This window comes from Streptomyces sp. NPDC059718, from assembly GCF_042733315.1.
GTDB lineage: Bacteria > Actinomycetota > Actinomycetes > Streptomycetales > Streptomycetaceae > Actinacidiphila.
The window spans coordinates 1-14,449 of sequence record NZ_JBHWGA010000049.1; the positions used below are offsets into that span (position 1 = coordinate 1).

A 14,449-nucleotide genomic window follows, 5' to 3' on the forward strand; every position below is an offset into this window, starting at 1 on the left:
AACTTGCAGCTCTCCGCGGCCTCGGGATCGGGCTTGGTGGCGCCCCTGGGGAAGCTGAGCAGCGACTGGAAGACGTTGTTGAACACGATCCAGGAGCCGACGTCATAGCCGGCGGCGGGATCAACGGCCGTCACCTTGTCGGTGATCCCCATGGTGACGGACTTCCCGGAGGCCTCGCCGTCCGACCCTCCCGTACCGCAGCCGGCGACCACGACCGCTGTCAAGGTCGCGGAGAGCGGGAGCGCCAGTCGTTGGACTCGATTCCTCACAAGACTTCCCTCACTACTTTTCGATGAACCTATCCCTGCTCACGCGCATACAGAAGGAATTTCCGGATTCGCGCCAGCCGGGTTCCTCATCCTGCCAGGCCCACCGACAGCTCTCGAACCCGGGGTGACCAGCCCGAACGGCGGCAAGCGGTGGCGCGTTCGGGTCGCGGGCCTTGAATCCCAGGCGACACACGTGCAGAAGCCACTTACTAAGCGTTCGCTTTTTGCTTCCGAATTGCCGTGCAATGGCTCGGCCATGGATATCTCCCGCACCGCGTGCCGCCGAAGCAAAAGGCGGCCCGCACCCGCAGGGGGTACGGGCCGCCCGGTTCACCGACCGGCGTCCGCCGCGCTCCGTCGTGGAGGACGCCGGGGCGTCATCGGCGGAGTGCCTTGAGTGCCTGACGGACCAGTGCCGCGCGGTCGGACGCCGAGGTGACGTGCTCGAGGCCGAAGCCCAGCAGCACGGTGTCGTCCGTGGTGACGGCACCCTGCGTCAGCGGGCCGGTGCGCACCCAGTCCCGCTGGGCGGGCGGGCTGCCAGCGGGCGGGCCGGTGACGGTCCAGGGGCCGAGGGAGGTCTCGAAGCCCTCGGTCTCGGTGACCGCGCCGCCGATGACCAGCGAGGTCTCGTCGGCCTGGACGCCCTGGCCGCCGGAGCCCGGGTCGGTGACGTAGCTGAGCGAGACCTCGACCTTCTTGCCCGCGTAGGCGCTCAGGTCGAAGTTCACCGGCTGCCAGCCCTGGGACGCGCCCGTGAAGCTGTTCCAGGCGCCCGAGGTGCCGGTCGCCTTGCAGCCGTCCGCGCCCGGGGTCAGGTAGTGCGTCAGCCACGGGTGCTCGCCGATGTAGAACCCGGCCTCGCACTCGGTGGGCACGGTGGTGCTGGTGGCGCCGCCCGCTTCGGGGAGGGTGGTCCAGTCGTCGGCGCCGACGGTGTGGACCTCCAGGATCGCGTTGTCGTAGCCGGGCTCGGTGCTCCACAGGAGGCGGGAGCGGAGGGTGGGCGAGTCGGCCGCGCTCACGCCGGTGAGGTCGATCGTGCGGGTGAGCCGGTTGTAGGCGTCGTCGGTGTGGACGGCAGCGGCCATGTACGAGCCCGCGTAGGGCGCGTCCGAGCCGACGGACCCGGTGTAGCGGCCGGCTCCCTTGCTCGCGAACTGCGGGAACGTGGCGGGCGCCAGCCAGTCGGAGGTCACCCGGTAGGTGCCCGCCGTGTCCAGCGGGTTGCCGGTGGCGGCACCGAGCGGACCGGTGAAGCCGGCCAGCGCGCCCGTGCCGCCGAAGCCGGTGGCCCCGGTGGTCGACGTGCGCGAGTACGCGCCCAGGTAGTACTGGCTGAAGTCGTTCGAGGGGGTGCCGTCGGCCAGGGCCACGTTGCCGCCCGCCCGCTCGCCCGCCTCGATCAGCTTGCCGCCCTCGTTGAGGTAGGCGCGCAGTTCGAGCTGGGTGGGATTGCCCGGCAGGGCCGCGCCCGTGTAGTGCACGACGGTGCGGAAGTGCGAGAGGACCCCGAGCGCGTCGGGCGCGCCTTGGGTGGCGACGTCCCACACGGCCGCGGGGTGGCCGTTCGCCTTCAGGGCGTCGACGTACGCCGTGGTCTGCGTGGCGGGTGCGCCCTCCTCGGCGACGACGAGGGTGTCGGCCGAGGGACGGGCGGCCACGGTGTAGGTGAAGTGGTCGCTGGAGACCTTCTTGCCGCTCTTGGTCCGGGCGGTGAACCACACCTCGACCTTGTCGCCGACGTCCCCGTCGCGGACCTTCGCGCGGTACTCGTCGAAGTAGAGGTTGTCCTCACCGCCGTAGGTCTCGCCGCCCCGCCAGGAGCGCAGCGCTTCGTCCTTCGTGCGGCCGCCGTTGACGCGGTAGTTGAGCTCCCTGTCGCGCAGTGACTTCCGGGCGACGACCGAGACCTCCTGGTCGTGGCCGCGCGCGTAGGAGGTGGTGAAGGACCCCGGGGTGAAGTCGGCGGCGTCCAGGCCCACGGAGGAGGAGGGGACGTCGGGGTGGGAGGCCGTCTCGGCCACGGAGAGCGCGAACGGGACGTTCTTCTCGAACTCCTGCTCGATCAGCTTCTCGTCGTCGGGGAAGTTGAACCCCGACTGGCAGTCGGAGGCCACCCACTGGTCGTCCGGGTCGATGTCGGACGCGGTCTGGCACGTCGACATCTCGGGCGTGTACATCGCCAGGCCGTTCACGTTGGACGCGTGTCCGTCGGCCTCGCCGTTGGTGGTGTACAGCTCGGACGACACCTGCGGGTGGTAGCCGGGGATGGCGGAGTTGTCCGGCGTGCCGGCCAGTGACTTGTACAGGACGTCATCGGGGGTGTCCGTGGCCACCTGCCAGCCGACCCCGTAGAGCAGCAGTTCGGCGGCGGAGTGGTAGTTGATGCCGAACGTGAAGTCGATGCGCTTCTGGAACGCGTCCAGCGCCCGCGTCTCCGGCTCGGAGTTCGGGCCGGCGCCGCGGTAGGTCTCGCTGGCCGGGTTCGGGGACGAACCCTCGTTGTCGTAGCCCCACTTGTAGGCGAAGTTGCGGTTCAGGTCGACGCCGTCGCCCGCGGATATGACGCCGTCGCCGTTGTTGTCCCGCAGGTTCTTGCGCCACAGGCGGGTGTCGTCGCTCTGGAACGTGTAGTCGTAGCCGTCGGGGTTCGCGGATATCAGGAACCACAGCTCGGTGGAGTCGACGAGCTTCTTGACACGCTTGTCGGTGCGGTAGTTGTCCAGGTAGTAGTGCATCAGCCGGCGGGTCATCTCCGGCGTGATCCACTCGCGTGCGTGCTGGTTGGACATGTACAGCACGGAGGGCTTCGAGCCGTCCTTGGACTTCGCGGCGTCCTTGGTGAGTTTGAGGGCGAGGATGTCCTGCCCGCGCGTCGTCTTCCCGATCGAGACGACCTTCGTCAGCCCGGGGTTCGCACGGTTGGTGGCGAGGACCTCCTCCTTGATGCCGCCCTTGCCGCTGTAGGGGCGGAACACCTTGTCGGCCGCGTTCTGCACACGTGCCTCGGCCTTGGCGCCGAGCGTGTGCTCGGTGAGCCGCACGCCCTCGCGCCGCAGTTCCTCCGCCTGCTCGCCGGTGAGGTACACCTCGACCGTGGCCGTGCCCTGCGCCGGCGGCCGCTCGCTCAGCTCCTGCGCGTCCTGGCCGGCCTGGAGCAGCAACGGGATCTGGCTCTTCGTCACTTCCGCGCGGTACACCTTGACGGTGTCCGCTCCGGCGGCGGCCGTGCCCGCGTCGCGGGCCTGGGCCATGGGTGCCACGGCCGCACCGCACAGGATGAGGGCGCCGACTGCTGCGATCGATAAGGATCTGGTTCTCACGAGCATCCCTTCACGTCGTTCCAGGACAGAGGCGCCAATCCCATAAGAAGTCAGGTCGCCCGTCAAGGTGCCGGGAAAAACACGCCCCGGGGGTCGGCGGCCCGCGGCAGTGGACATTTCCCACTGGGCAACGGGAAATTCGACCGCCATTGCCCCGACGCCGGGGCGAGGGGTCGGGAGAATAGCGGGATCTCGGTGAACGCGGTTTGTGATAGCCCAGGTGTACGTCGCGAGCGCCTGCTATTGGCAGGAATAACTCGTTCCGCGCTCACGGTGCGCCGACACCCCCTGCTGCAGGACCCGGGGGACCGTCGACGGCGAGGGCGAGCGGCTTCGTCAGCTCCTCGACGCCCAGTGAGGCCACCCACGTCGGCGCGCCCGGCGATGCCGCGCAGCGCGGTGCCCGAGTACCCCTTGGCGGCGAAGAGTTCGAGCGCGGCCGTGAGGATCCGGCTCCTCGTGCTGCTCTTCCGGGCACGGCGGCCCGCGCCGTCGCTCATGGCTCCGCCACATGGTGGGCGCGCACGGCCGCGATCACGGTGTCGGCGGTGCGGTCGAGGTGACTGCGGCCTTCGGACGACCGTGCGGTGGGGCTGATGTAGCCGAGTGGTCCGACGTGCGTGGCCGGGTCGAGCCGGTGCACGCTGATCTTCCCGGCACGGCGGGCCCGGTTCCAGCCACTGCCGCGGACCAGCGGCCAACGCTGGGGGAAGATCCAGGTGCCGAGCCGTTCGATGCGGTCGCTCGCGCTCGTCAGCCGGTGCAGGTGCTCGGCGTGGGTGAGGTCGTTGGCGCCGTTGTGGAACCCGCCCAGCGTGATCAGCAGAAGTGGCGCGCGCAGTTGGGCGTGCAGCTCGTCGACCGCGCCGGTGGCGACCTGGGCCCCGCCGCTGTAGCTGAGCAGCACCACGGGGGTGCCGCTGCCGGCAGGGTAGCCGGCGAGCCGGAGCTGGGTGGCGATCTGGCGGCCGACGGCCCGGTTGTACAGGGGGCGGTAGCGGTGGTCGGCGGCGACGAAGATCTGCACGACGTTGTGCAGGAACAGCAGCAGTGCGACGCGGCGGCGCAGCCACGCCCAGACCGGCCGCTCGGCAAGGGGCTCCGCGAGGGGCGAGTAGGGCTGGACCTGGCCCAGTACCCGCAGTTCCGGCGCCCTGGCGATGAGGGCCGCGACGAGCCGGCCGCCGTCGCGGGTGTCGCGGACGCGGCGTTTGCCGATGCCGTCCAGGTAGACGAGGTACGCGTCGGGGTGGCCGTCGGGAGCCGCGCCGCGTGCGTAGGGAACGCCGTCCGGGAGTTCGGTGACGGGGGCACGCCAGTGCGCACCGTAGGCCAGCACCTCGTAACGGGCCAGCAGCGCTTCGGCGATCAGCGCCGTGCCGACCGCGAACGCCCACATCAGGTACCCGCTCATGTCTTCGCCTCCAGCAGTTCGGTCGTGCTGATCCGCACGACCAGGCGTCGGACGGCCTCGACCGTCACACCCAGCCCGGTCCCCGCGAGGGCCACGCAACCGGTGGCGGCCCACCAGCCCAGGCCGGTGGCCGTGGCGAGCCGGCCGGCCAGCCCGGCCCCGACCCCGGCGAAGAGCAGCAGGTGGAGCATGGGCCCGAGCCAGGGGAACGCGAGGACGCCGGCGAGCAGCAGCGGGGCCGCCAGGCCCGGCGTCCACACCGGTCCGGCGCCCGGCGGTGGAGCGGACAGTGCCAGTTCGGCCAGCGTGGCCGCGCTCAGCGGCCACACCGCGAGCACGGCGGCTTCGATGAGGCCACCGCCGATCAGTGATCCCGCCACGAGGGTGCGCGGCATGCCCGGCCGGCGTACGGCCAGGGGCAGGATGCGCCCGGCGGCTTTGGACACCCCGGCGAAGGCCAGCAGGATCATGGCGGCGAGCGACATGGGTCAGCCTCGCCCCCGCACGTGGGCGTGGACCGGTGACCGGTCGGCGGAACCCGCGGCCTGCAGGTACCGCTCGAGTGCGTCGGCCGCACCCAGGTGTCCGCCGGCCGCCCGCTGGGCGGTCCGCAGGGCGGCCGCGGCAGCCCTGAAGCGGGGGTCCTGGACGAGGCGTCCCGCCCGGGCGCGCACCGCGTTCTCGGTGACCTCCCGGGTGGGGATCGACAATCCGGCGCCAAGTTCCTCGACGCGACGGGCCACCATCGGCTGGTCGGCGCCCTGCGGGACCACGAGCATGGGAACCCCGGCGTACAGGGCCTCGTTGACGCTGTTCATTCCGCCGTGGGTGACGAACAGCGCGGCGCGGGCCAGTACCTCAGGTTGCGGGACGAAGGGGCGGACGAGCACGTTGGACGGCAACGGGCCCAGCGCGGCGGGGTCGGTGCGTCCGGTGGAGACGACGGCGGTGCCCCCCACTGTCGCCAGCGCGGTGGCGAGGGTGCGCAGCAGGCGCGGGTCGGCGTTGAACACCGTGCCCAGCGACGCGTACACCACGGGGTCCCGCAGCCGGCCGGTGGGGAAGGTGGGGTCGGCCGGGCGGGCGCCGATGCTGGGGCCGACGAACCGGTAGGTCCCGTCGAAGCGTTCGGCCTGGGGCTGGAACGCCCGTGAGGTGAAGACGAGGTTGAGCGGCTGGCGGATGTTGCCCAGGTCGAGCGAGGGCAGTCCGTGGGTATCGTAGTGGTGGCGCAGGTCCTGGCGCGACCGCAGGTAGCCCCGGACGCTGCGTGGGCGGGCCACGGCGGCGGTCAGCAGGTCCCAGGAGCCGCGGGTGGGGCTCGGCACGTCCCGGTTGAACGCGAACGTGGTGAACGACGAGGCGGCGGGCACGCCGAGTTCACGGGCGGCGACCGCGCCCCACAAACAGGCGTTGTCGTGGACGATCAGGTGCGGCCGGATGCGGCGCAGTTCGGCGAGCACCGCGGGCAGCAGGCCGACGGCACTGCGGGCGAGCCCCTCCAGCAACGTGACCGGTGTCGGCGGATCGGGGAGCGGCTGGTCGCCACCGGGGTAGAGGTACACCTCGGCGCCGGCGGCCTCGATCTCCTCACGGAACGCGGCCGAGGTGTGGTAGGTGACGCGGTGGCCGCGCCGGACGAGCTCGGCGACCACGGGCAGTGTCGGGTTGACCCGGCCGTGCATGGCGACGTTGAGGAACGCGATGGTGCTCACAGAAGTCCCCCTGGTACGCGAGGAATTGCCCCGGCCGGGCCGGCCGGGGACGGCGGAGGGACGTCGGTCCGGTACAGGCCCGGTCCACTGAGGCTGAGCCCGTCGAGGAAGTCCCCCGCCGTGCGGTGCGCGGTGCCGATCAGCCGCTCGGAGTGGCCGAAGTCCCAGGGCGCGGGCCAGGTCTCGACACCGGTCGGCAGTACGACGGTCGGGATGCGCCGGGACACCTCGTGCAGATCACGCTCGATCTGATGGCGCATCAGCAGCAGTCCGGCCCTGGCGGCGACCGCCCCGGCCCCTCGCCGCCGGGCGGCCGGGAGCGGCGGTGAGCTCTCGGGCCCGGTCGACAGCGCCACGACGCTGGCCGCCCCCGCCTGCAGGGCCGCCAGCACGGGGAGGTAGGCGATCACTCCACCGTCGACGAGCGTCCTGTGCTCGCGATCGACCGGGGGCAGGATGCCGGGGACGGCCGAACTGGCCAGCAGGGCGGACTCCAGGTCGCCGTGGTCGAGCAGCGCCGGGGCGCCGGTGTCCAGGTCCATGGCGACCGCGGTGAACGGGATGGGCAGTTCCTCGATCCGGGACGGCAGCCCCGACCGCGAGATCAGCCGGCGCAGCCCGCGATCGGCGAAGACGCTGGCCCGTGAGGGCGGGTACCCGAGCGGGTACACCTCACGACGGCGCAACTGGGTCCACACACTCTCCAGCCATGCCGCCGAGCCGCCGGGGTGGGCGGCCGCCATGGCCCCCAACAGCGCGCCCACCGAGGTTCCGACGATCATGTCGGGGACGAATCCGCGCTCTTCCAGCGCATATGCCACACCGACGTGCGCCGCCCCGAACACGCCGCCGGCGCCCACCGCCGCGGCCACGGGACGGGGAAGGGCAGCCAGGGCCGCCGACGTGGACTGCGGTTTCCCGCCACGAACAGTCCTCATGATCCACCTCTTTTCGCCAAGGCACCGCATCGGAGGGGTTGAGCGGGCCTGCACCCGGCGGCCCCGCGGATGCGGTCAGGACGGCAGGCGCTCCCGCGCCCACCGGGCATCCCCGGGGCTCACCCGGACCATTTTCGTTACATCTAAGACGGTATCACTCAATACCGTCTTATGTGCGACTAATGGTGAACGCGTCCCGCCGGCCGGCGCCGGCACCATCCGCGGGTGAACGACGAAAGCCGCGTGGCGGGCGCGCCACGCGGCTGGACGGTCTTCGCTACGGCAGGTTTACGCCTCGCCGCCCTCGGGATAGGCGAACCGGGTCAGCAGTTCCTTCAACCGCTCGGTCTCACCGGGACCCAGCTCGGCGACCAGATGCTCGGCCAGGGGCACCGCCGCCACGTGGGCCGCGTCGAACAGCTCGACGCCCGCGGGCGTGATCTCCACCGCCCGCACCCGCCGGTCCCCAGGAACGGCCTTGCGCACGGCGAGCCCCTTGCGCTCCAGGTCGTCCACGACGCGCATGATCCCCGCCTTGTCCGACCCGGTCGCCGCGGCCAGGTCACGCTGCACCGTGGGTCCGCGGTCGACCAGCACCATCAGCACGGCGAAATGCCGCACCTCGATGCCGAGCGGCCGGAGCGCCTCCCCCATCACCGCACCCGCGCGCCAGTGCGCGCGGCGCAGCAGCAGCCCCAGGGCGAACGGAGAGGTGTCCCCGGGTCGGTCGGTCGCACGCGGGGCGCTGGTTCCACGAGGGGTGTCGGCAGTCATGTACGCACATTACCAGCCATCCGATCGTTCGATACCATATCGAGTGATACCAAACCTCGCTCCGACCGCCCGCTGCGCCGCCGGGAGCTGCGCGTACGCTCGGTGCAGTCACCAGCGATCAGGAGGTGGGCGGTGCGGCGGGCGTATCTGCTGTGGACGGTTGCGGCGGCCGGATTCGCCGTGGACCAGGTCACGAAGGCGATCGCCGCGGTGGTCGTCGAGGGCCACGAACCCCGGCACGCCCTGGGTGGCACGGTGACCTTCACCGCCTTCCGGAACTCCGGGGCGGCCGGCTCCTTCGCTCCCCGCGCGACCCTGCTCTTCACCCTCGTGGCGGTCGTCGCGCTCGTGGCCATCGCGCGGGTCGCCGGCTCCGTACGCTCCACGGGCTGGGCGGTCGGCCTCGGGCTGATCTTCGCGGGTGCCGGCGGGAACCTCGCCGACCGCGTCTTCCGCACCCCCGGGTTCGGCCGGGGAGCCGTACTGGACTTCATCCGGATCGGCGACTCCGGGATCTTCAACCTCGCCGATCAGTGCATCACCGCCGGTGCCGTGATCGTCCTCATCCAGGCCTTCCGCGGCGTCCCGCTGCGTGCCGCCGTCACGGGCGGCGTCGGGGGCCGGGCGCTGGAGCGGTAACGGCGAAGGGGCGCGGCGCACGGTGCGCGCCGCGGCGCGTCACGCCGTCAGCTCGACCTCCTCGCCGGAGGGAGCCTCCTCGCCCTCGGGGGGGAGCCAGGACTCGGCCCACTTCGAGATCTCCCGGACGACCTCCTCCAGCGCGCGGCCCTTGTCGGTGAGGCGGTACTCGATGGTCACCGGGGTCGTCGGGAGTACGTGGCGTTCGATGACGCCTTCCTGCTCGAAGCGCTTGAGGCGGTCCGAGAGCAGCTTGTCGGTGATGTCGGGGATGGCGTCGCTGATCTGACGGAAGTGCGTCGCGCCCCGGAGCAGCTCGCGCAGGATCACCCCTGCCCACCGGCGGCCGATCATCTCGACGGCCAGGTGGTACCGGGGGCAGAAGTCGGGCTCGTAGCTGCTCATACCAGCAAGCTTACCAATGGATAGCGGCTTGCCGACAGGAGTGGGCTCTGTTAGCTTTCCCATGGCCAGCCACTTTCCAATGGATAGCCCCTATCCCTCAGGGCTGGCGCATCCTCCACCGGACAAGGACAGACCTGAGATGACCGCACCGTTCGAGCCCATCACCCTCGGGGAAACCCGGGTCCCCCACCGGATCTTCATGTCGCCCATGACGCGCAACCGCGCGACCGTCGAAGGCGGACTGGCCACCGACGCCATGGTCGACTACTACGTGCAGCGGGCAGGGGCGGCCGCGCTGATCATCACCGAGGGCACCCAGCCCAGCCGGGTCGGCCAGGGCTACCTCGCGACCCCCGGCCTGCACAGCGACGAGCAGGTGGCCGCCTGGCGCACCCTGACCGACGCCGTGCACGCGGCGGGCGGCACGATCTTCGCCCAGGTCATGCACGCCGGGCGGATCGGCCACCGGGACCTGACGGGCCTGGTCCCGGTCGCGCCCTCCGCCGTACAGGCGCCCGGCGTCACGTACACCGCCGAGGGACCCAAGGAGCACGACGTCCCGCGCGAACTGACCGACGCGGAGATCCTCGGCACCATCGACGACCACGTGTCAGCGGCACGCAACGCCGTCGCGGCCGGCTTCGACGGCGTGGAGCTCCACGCGGCCACCGGCTACCTCCTTCACCAGTTCCTCTCCGACAGCGCCAACCTGCGCACCGACCGCTGGGGCGGCAGCACCGGGAACCGCATCCGCTTCGTGGTCGAGACCGTCAGGGCCGTGGCCGAGGCCATCGGCGCCGAGCGCGTCGGCCTGCGCATCTCCCCCGGCAGCACCGATCAGGGCATCGTCGAGAACGACCCCGCCGAGCTGTACACCGCCCTGCTGACCGCACTGTCGGACCTGCCGCTCGCCTACGTCCACACCCGCGAGCAGGCCGGGCGCGACCTGACGCGCAAGGTCCGTGCCGCCTGGCCCGGCACGCTCGTCCTCAACCCCCAGTACGACGACGAGCGCCCGCCGCACGAGGCCGTGGCCGACGTGTTCGCGGAGGGCATCGCCGACGCCGTCACCCTCGGCCGGGCGTTCCTCGCCAACCCCGACCTCATCACCCGCATCAAGGCCCAGGGGCCGTACAACACCCCCGAGCCGGCGAGCTACTACGGCGGCGACGGGCGGGGCTACACCGACTACCCGGCCCTCGTCTGACCCGCCCGCGTGCCGCCCCACGGGCGGCCCGCCGCAGCCGGACGCGCCGGACGGCTCCCTCCCCGGGACACGCCCGGCGCTCTGGTAGGACTCGTCCCACGGCGCGGGCGGGGCACGGGTTCCATCGCCGTCCGGACGTTCGGAGGCCATGAGCTTGCCCCACTTCCCAGCCCGCCGTGCCGGTGGCCTCCTGCACGACGCCCTGCGCTCCGGCGGCGGGCCCGGCTACCGGTACGCCGCCGGGCTGCGCGCCGCGGTGAGCATGGGCGTCCCCCTGACCGCCGGGGCCGCCACGGGCCACCTGCCGTGGGGGCTGACCGCCACCATGGGTGCCTTCACCGCCGTCTACGGTGCGAAGGAGCCCTACGGCAGGCGGGCGGTGCTCCTGGCCGGGGTGGGGGCGGGCTTCGTGCTGTCCGTCGCCACCGGGTCGCTGGCCGGGGGCAGGATCTGGCTCGCGCCCGTCGTGATCGGCCTCGTCGGCGCGGTCGCCACCTACGTCTGCGACGCGCTGCGGATCGGGCCACCGGGTGGCTACCTCTTCGCCCTCGCCTGCGCCATGTCCACCCCGCTGCCCGTCGACGCGGCGGCGATCGGGCAGCGGGTCACGCTCACCGTGGCCGGTGCCGCCTGCGCCTGGCTGGTCTCGATGTCGGGATGCCTGATCGACCGCCACGGGCCGGAGACCAGGGCGGTCGCCGACGCCTACGACCGGCTCGCCGCCTACCTCGACGCGATCGGCGGCCCCGGCCAGGACGCCGCCCAGCACCAGGCGGCCATCGCACTGCGCAGCGCCTGGTACGCCGTCGCGGCCCCGCCCCAGCCCCTGGGCCGGGCGACCGGCCGGGCACGGCTGCGACCGGCCGTGCGGCAGGCACACCACGTGTTCGCCGCCGCCGTCCGCGCCGCCGCCGCATCCCCTGCGCCGCTCCCCGACGACCTCCCCGGGGCGCTGCGCCGCACCGCCGACTGCCTCCGCCACCGGCGTACGCCCCCGCCACCCCCGGCCCACGGGCCCGGCGGGGAACCGGCCGCGCGTCGCGCCGTGCGCGGCGAGGTCGACCGGGCGGTACGCGACGCCGCGTCGGGGGCGCCGCCGGACGACGAGGGGGAACTCCTCGAACCGTCCAGCGCCACTCGGCTGCTCGCCTCGGCCAGGAAACGGCACTCGCTGGTCCTGCCCGCCGCGCTGCGCGTCGGATCGGGCGCCGTCATCGCCGGCTGGCTCGCCCACGCGTGCGGACTCGCGCAGCCCTACTGGGCCTCCGGCGCCGCCATCGTCGTCCTGCAGGGCGCCAACGTCACCACCGTGATCCGGCGCGGTCTGCAACGCGGCACCGGCACCGCCGCCGGGGTCCTGCTCGGCGGCGCCGTCCTGGCCCTCCACCCCGGCCCGCCCGCGCTGGTGGCGGCGGTGATGCTCGCCCAGTTCGCCGCGGAAGCCGTCCTGGCCCACAACTACGCCCTCGGCGTCGCCTTCATCACCCCCCTGTCGCTGTTCCTGACCGAGGCCGCGCAGCCGGCGCTGCCCGTGAGCCACCTCGTCACCGCCCGCCTCCTCGACACGCTGTGCGGCTGTGCCGTCGGCGTGGCCGCGGGGCTCACGCTCTGGCGGCGCACCTCGACCGTCCGGCTCCCCAGCACCCTCGCGCACGTCATCCGTGCGGAAGGCACGACCTGGCACCTGAACCTCACCGCGGGCGACGACGCCGGGCACAGCGCCGCCGCCACGGCCCGGCACCGTCTGCGCACCGACCTGATCAACCTCCGGGCGGTCGCCGACAGCGCCGCCGGCGACCGCCCCGCCCCCTGCGAACTCGCCCGGCTCTGGCCCGCCATCGCCGCCACCCAGCAACTCGGCTACCTGGCCATCTCCACCACCCGCCCGCTGCCCCCGCATGCGCGGCCCGGCCCCGACGACGCCGCCCGCGTCCGGCGTGCCTTCGACACCCTCGCCGCCTCGGCCGCCACCGTCACCCCGCCCCCGCCCCTCGACCTGCCCCGCCTTCCAGAGCCGGCCCGCCTGGACGCCGCTCTGCACGGCCTCCACAGCGCCCTGAGCACCCCGTGGGCCGAGGAATGCGGCTGCCGGCCGCTACGGCGCGGGCACCGCTGAACCCGCCCGGGCCGGGCGGTGTCCCCTCCGCCGCCGGGCGTCCTTCAGTACCCGACGGGCGGCGAGCAGGCCCGACGTGGCGTTGTTCCCCGCGCCCGGCCAGGTCGCGGCACCGGTCAGGTATAGGCCGGGGACCGCCGTGCGATAGCCGCCGTGCCCGGGCATCGGCCGGAACAGGAAGTTCTGCGCCAGGTGATGGCTGCCCCCCGTGCTGTCCCCGCCCACCAGGTTGGGATCGGCCGCTTCCAGGTCCTGCGGGGTGTACGCGGTGACGTGGGCGATCCGTGCCCGGCTGCCGGGCGCGTAGCGCTCCAGCTTGGCCAGTACCCGGTCCGTCATCGCCTCGGCGACGTCCGGCCAGTGGGTCTGCCCGATCGTGCCCGCCGCGTCACCACGGATGCGGGTGGGCATCGTCCGGACCTGGATCCACACGACGTGGCGGCCCGCGGGGGCGCGTGTCGGGTCCACGGCCGAGGTCTGCCCGACGATCAGCAGGGGGTCCGCGGGCAGCAGCCCCGCCTGGGACTCGGTGTAGGTGCGCGCCAGGTCGTCGACGTACGGCGCCACGTGGACGTACCCGAAACCGGCCAGCTCCTCCCCCGCCACCCACGGCAGCGGGCCGTCGAGCGCGAGGTGCAGCATCAGCGTGCCCGGGCCGTACAGGAAGCGGTCCGCCGTACGGCGCACCTGCTCCGGCACCTCCTCCGGTTCCAGCAGGTGCCGGTACAGCGCGGCCGGAGCGGTGTTGGCGATCACCGCGTGCCGCGCGGTGATCGTGCCGCCGTCCGCCGTGCGCACGCCGACGGCACGTCCGTCACGGCACAGCACGCGCTCGACCTCCACACCGGTGCGGACCTCGCCGCCGTGGTCGGCGAGTACGGCCGCGAGCGCCCGCGGCAGCCGCTGCGCGCCGCCCTCGACGACCGACATGCCGTTCTCCATGTCCGCGAAGAGTTCCAGGAGGGGGAACATCGCCCCTCCGGACACGTCGGGGGCGAAGTCCAGGTGCATGCCCCAGCAGGCGGCCATCGCCTGCGCCTCCCGCGTGGCGAACCAGACCTCGCCCAGCTCCCGGGTGCTCATGAGCAGCGTGTGCGCGAGGTCGCCCGCGCCCCGCACTCCGTGGTGGCGCAGCAGGCTCAGCACCTGGCGTGCCGCCGACCGCGACGGCAACGCGCATCCGTAGAGCGCGAACAGGTACGGCGCGAACCGCTGGTACTCGCGGTACAGGCCGGCGAAGCCGTCGGCGTCCCCGGCGTCGTGGGCCGCGAGCTCTTCCATCGTGCGCGCGTAGTCGCCGTACACCCGGACGCTGCGGCCCTCGGGGAAGACATTGGCGTAGGGGCGGTCCGTGGTGCGGAACCGCAGCCCGTGGCGCGCCAGTTCGGCGCCGAAGTCGGCGTACGCCCGGGAGCCGAGGAAGAGGTTCTGGTTGGTGGAGTACAGGTCGTGCACGAACCCGGGCAGCGTCACCTCGCCACCGGCGATCGCACCGCCCACGACGGCGCTGCGCTCCAGCACGGCCACCGACCACCCCGCCCGCGCCAGGTACAGGGCCGCCACCAGGCCGTTGTGGCCGCCGCCGACGACGACCGCGTCGTACGCGCGGGAATCGGCGGCCGTCATCGCCCCGCCCTCCCCGTGCC

At 72.8% G+C, this 14,449-nt stretch carries 11 protein-coding genes and 1 pseudogene; 3 read left to right on the forward strand and 9 right to left on the reverse strand.

Annotated features, from left to right (window positions below; translation table 11 throughout):
- The 7 genes and pseudogenes from ACFV3E_RS37360 to ACFV3E_RS37390 all read right to left on the reverse strand — a co-directional run.
- Window positions 1-269, reverse strand: a pseudogene (locus ACFV3E_RS37360) (ABC transporter substrate-binding protein); the annotation flags it as partial.
- Window positions 270-646: 377 nt separating this feature from the next.
- Window positions 647-3,595, reverse strand: a complete 2,949-nt coding sequence (locus ACFV3E_RS37365; RefSeq protein WP_500539527.1) for a M14 family metallopeptidase — start codon at window positions 3,593-3,595, stop codon at window positions 647-649.
- Between the two features lie 496 nt (window positions 3,596-4,091).
- On the reverse strand, window positions 4,092-5,009 hold the full coding sequence (locus tag ACFV3E_RS37370; RefSeq protein WP_500539529.1) for a hypothetical protein: 918 nt from the start codon (window positions 5,007-5,009) through the stop codon (window positions 4,092-4,094).
- Window positions 5,006-5,494, reverse strand: coding sequence for a hypothetical protein (locus ACFV3E_RS37375; protein ID WP_500539531.1), 489 nt, complete (start codon window positions 5,492-5,494; stop codon window positions 5,006-5,008). Before ACFV3E_RS37375 ends, ACFV3E_RS37370 begins: the two co-directional genes overlap by 4 nt.
- Before the next feature lie 3 nt (window positions 5,495-5,497).
- On the reverse strand, window positions 5,498-6,724 hold the full coding sequence (locus tag ACFV3E_RS37380) for a macrolide family glycosyltransferase (RefSeq protein WP_500539533.1): 1,227 nt from the start codon (window positions 6,722-6,724) through the stop codon (window positions 5,498-5,500).
- Window positions 6,721-7,662, reverse strand: a complete 942-nt coding sequence (locus ACFV3E_RS37385; protein ID WP_500539535.1) for a patatin-like phospholipase family protein — start codon at window positions 7,660-7,662, stop codon at window positions 6,721-6,723. Before ACFV3E_RS37385 ends, ACFV3E_RS37380 begins: the two co-directional genes overlap by 4 nt.
- A 288-nt stretch (window positions 7,663-7,950) precedes the next feature.
- A complete protein-coding gene (locus tag ACFV3E_RS37390; RefSeq protein ID WP_500539537.1) occupies window positions 7,951-8,436 on the reverse strand; it encodes a MarR family winged helix-turn-helix transcriptional regulator in 486 nt (161 codons plus the stop codon).
- A 132-nt stretch (window positions 8,437-8,568) separates the two neighbouring features.
- Here ACFV3E_RS37390 and ACFV3E_RS37395 point away from each other — a divergent pair, with 132 nt between their 5' ends.
- Window positions 8,569-9,075 carry a signal peptidase II gene (locus tag ACFV3E_RS37395; RefSeq protein WP_500539539.1) on the forward strand — a complete coding sequence of 169 codons (507 nt, stop codon included), beginning with the start codon at window positions 8,569-8,571 and terminating at the stop codon, window positions 9,073-9,075.
- Between the two features lie 39 nt (window positions 9,076-9,114).
- On the opposite strand, the gene ACFV3E_RS37400 is transcribed toward ACFV3E_RS37395, so the two are convergent.
- Entirely contained in the window at window positions 9,115-9,480 is a 366-nt protein-coding gene (locus ACFV3E_RS37400; protein ID WP_500539541.1) for a winged helix-turn-helix transcriptional regulator, read from the reverse strand.
- A gap of 139 nt (window positions 9,481-9,619) precedes the next feature.
- On the opposite strand from ACFV3E_RS37400, the gene ACFV3E_RS37405 reads away from it, so the two are divergent.
- Window positions 9,620-10,687, forward strand: coding sequence for an alkene reductase (locus ACFV3E_RS37405; RefSeq protein WP_500539543.1), 1,068 nt, complete (start codon window positions 9,620-9,622; stop codon window positions 10,685-10,687).
- Window positions 10,688-10,835: 148 nt separating this feature from the next.
- The gene (locus tag ACFV3E_RS37410) at window positions 10,836-12,803 is read left to right on the forward strand and encodes an FUSC family protein (RefSeq protein WP_500539545.1); all 1,968 of its coding nucleotides are present in this window, start codon (window positions 10,836-10,838) and stop codon (window positions 12,801-12,803) included.
- Here the strand turns inward: ACFV3E_RS37410 and ACFV3E_RS37415 are convergent.
- Entirely contained in the window at window positions 12,783-14,429 is a 1,647-nt protein-coding gene (locus ACFV3E_RS37415) for a phytoene desaturase family protein (protein ID WP_500539547.1), read from the reverse strand. The two genes, ACFV3E_RS37410 and ACFV3E_RS37415, sit on opposite strands and share 21 nt — an antisense overlap.
- Window positions 14,430-14,449: the final 20 nt, after the last annotated feature.

Coding starts and splice junctions, on each gene's coding strand:
- ACFV3E_RS37370 (WP_500539529.1), bottom strand. CDS start 5,009: ATGAGCGGGTACCTGATGTGGGCGTTCGCGGTCGGCACGGCGCTGATC.
- ACFV3E_RS37375 (WP_500539531.1), bottom strand. CDS start 5,494: ATGTCGCTCGCCGCCATGATCCTGCTGGCCTTCGCCGGGGTGTCCAAA.
- ACFV3E_RS37400 (WP_500539541.1), bottom strand. CDS start 9,480: ATGAGCAGCTACGAGCCCGACTTCTGCCCCCGGTACCACCTGGCCGTC.
- ACFV3E_RS37405 (WP_500539543.1), top strand. CDS start 9,620: ATGACCGCACCGTTCGAGCCCATCACCCTCGGGGAAACCCGGGTCCCC.
- ACFV3E_RS37415 (WP_500539547.1), bottom strand. CDS start 14,429: ATGACGGCCGCCGATTCCCGCGCGTACGACGCGGTCGTCGTCGGCGGC.
- ACFV3E_RS37410 (WP_500539545.1), top strand. CDS start 10,836: ATGAGCTTGCCCCACTTCCCAGCCCGCCGTGCCGGTGGCCTCCTGCAC.
- ACFV3E_RS37390 (WP_500539537.1), bottom strand. CDS start 8,436: ATGACTGCCGACACCCCTCGTGGAACCAGCGCCCCGCGTGCGACCGAC.
- ACFV3E_RS37385 (WP_500539535.1), bottom strand. CDS start 7,662: ATGAGGACTGTTCGTGGCGGGAAACCGCAGTCCACGTCGGCGGCCCTG.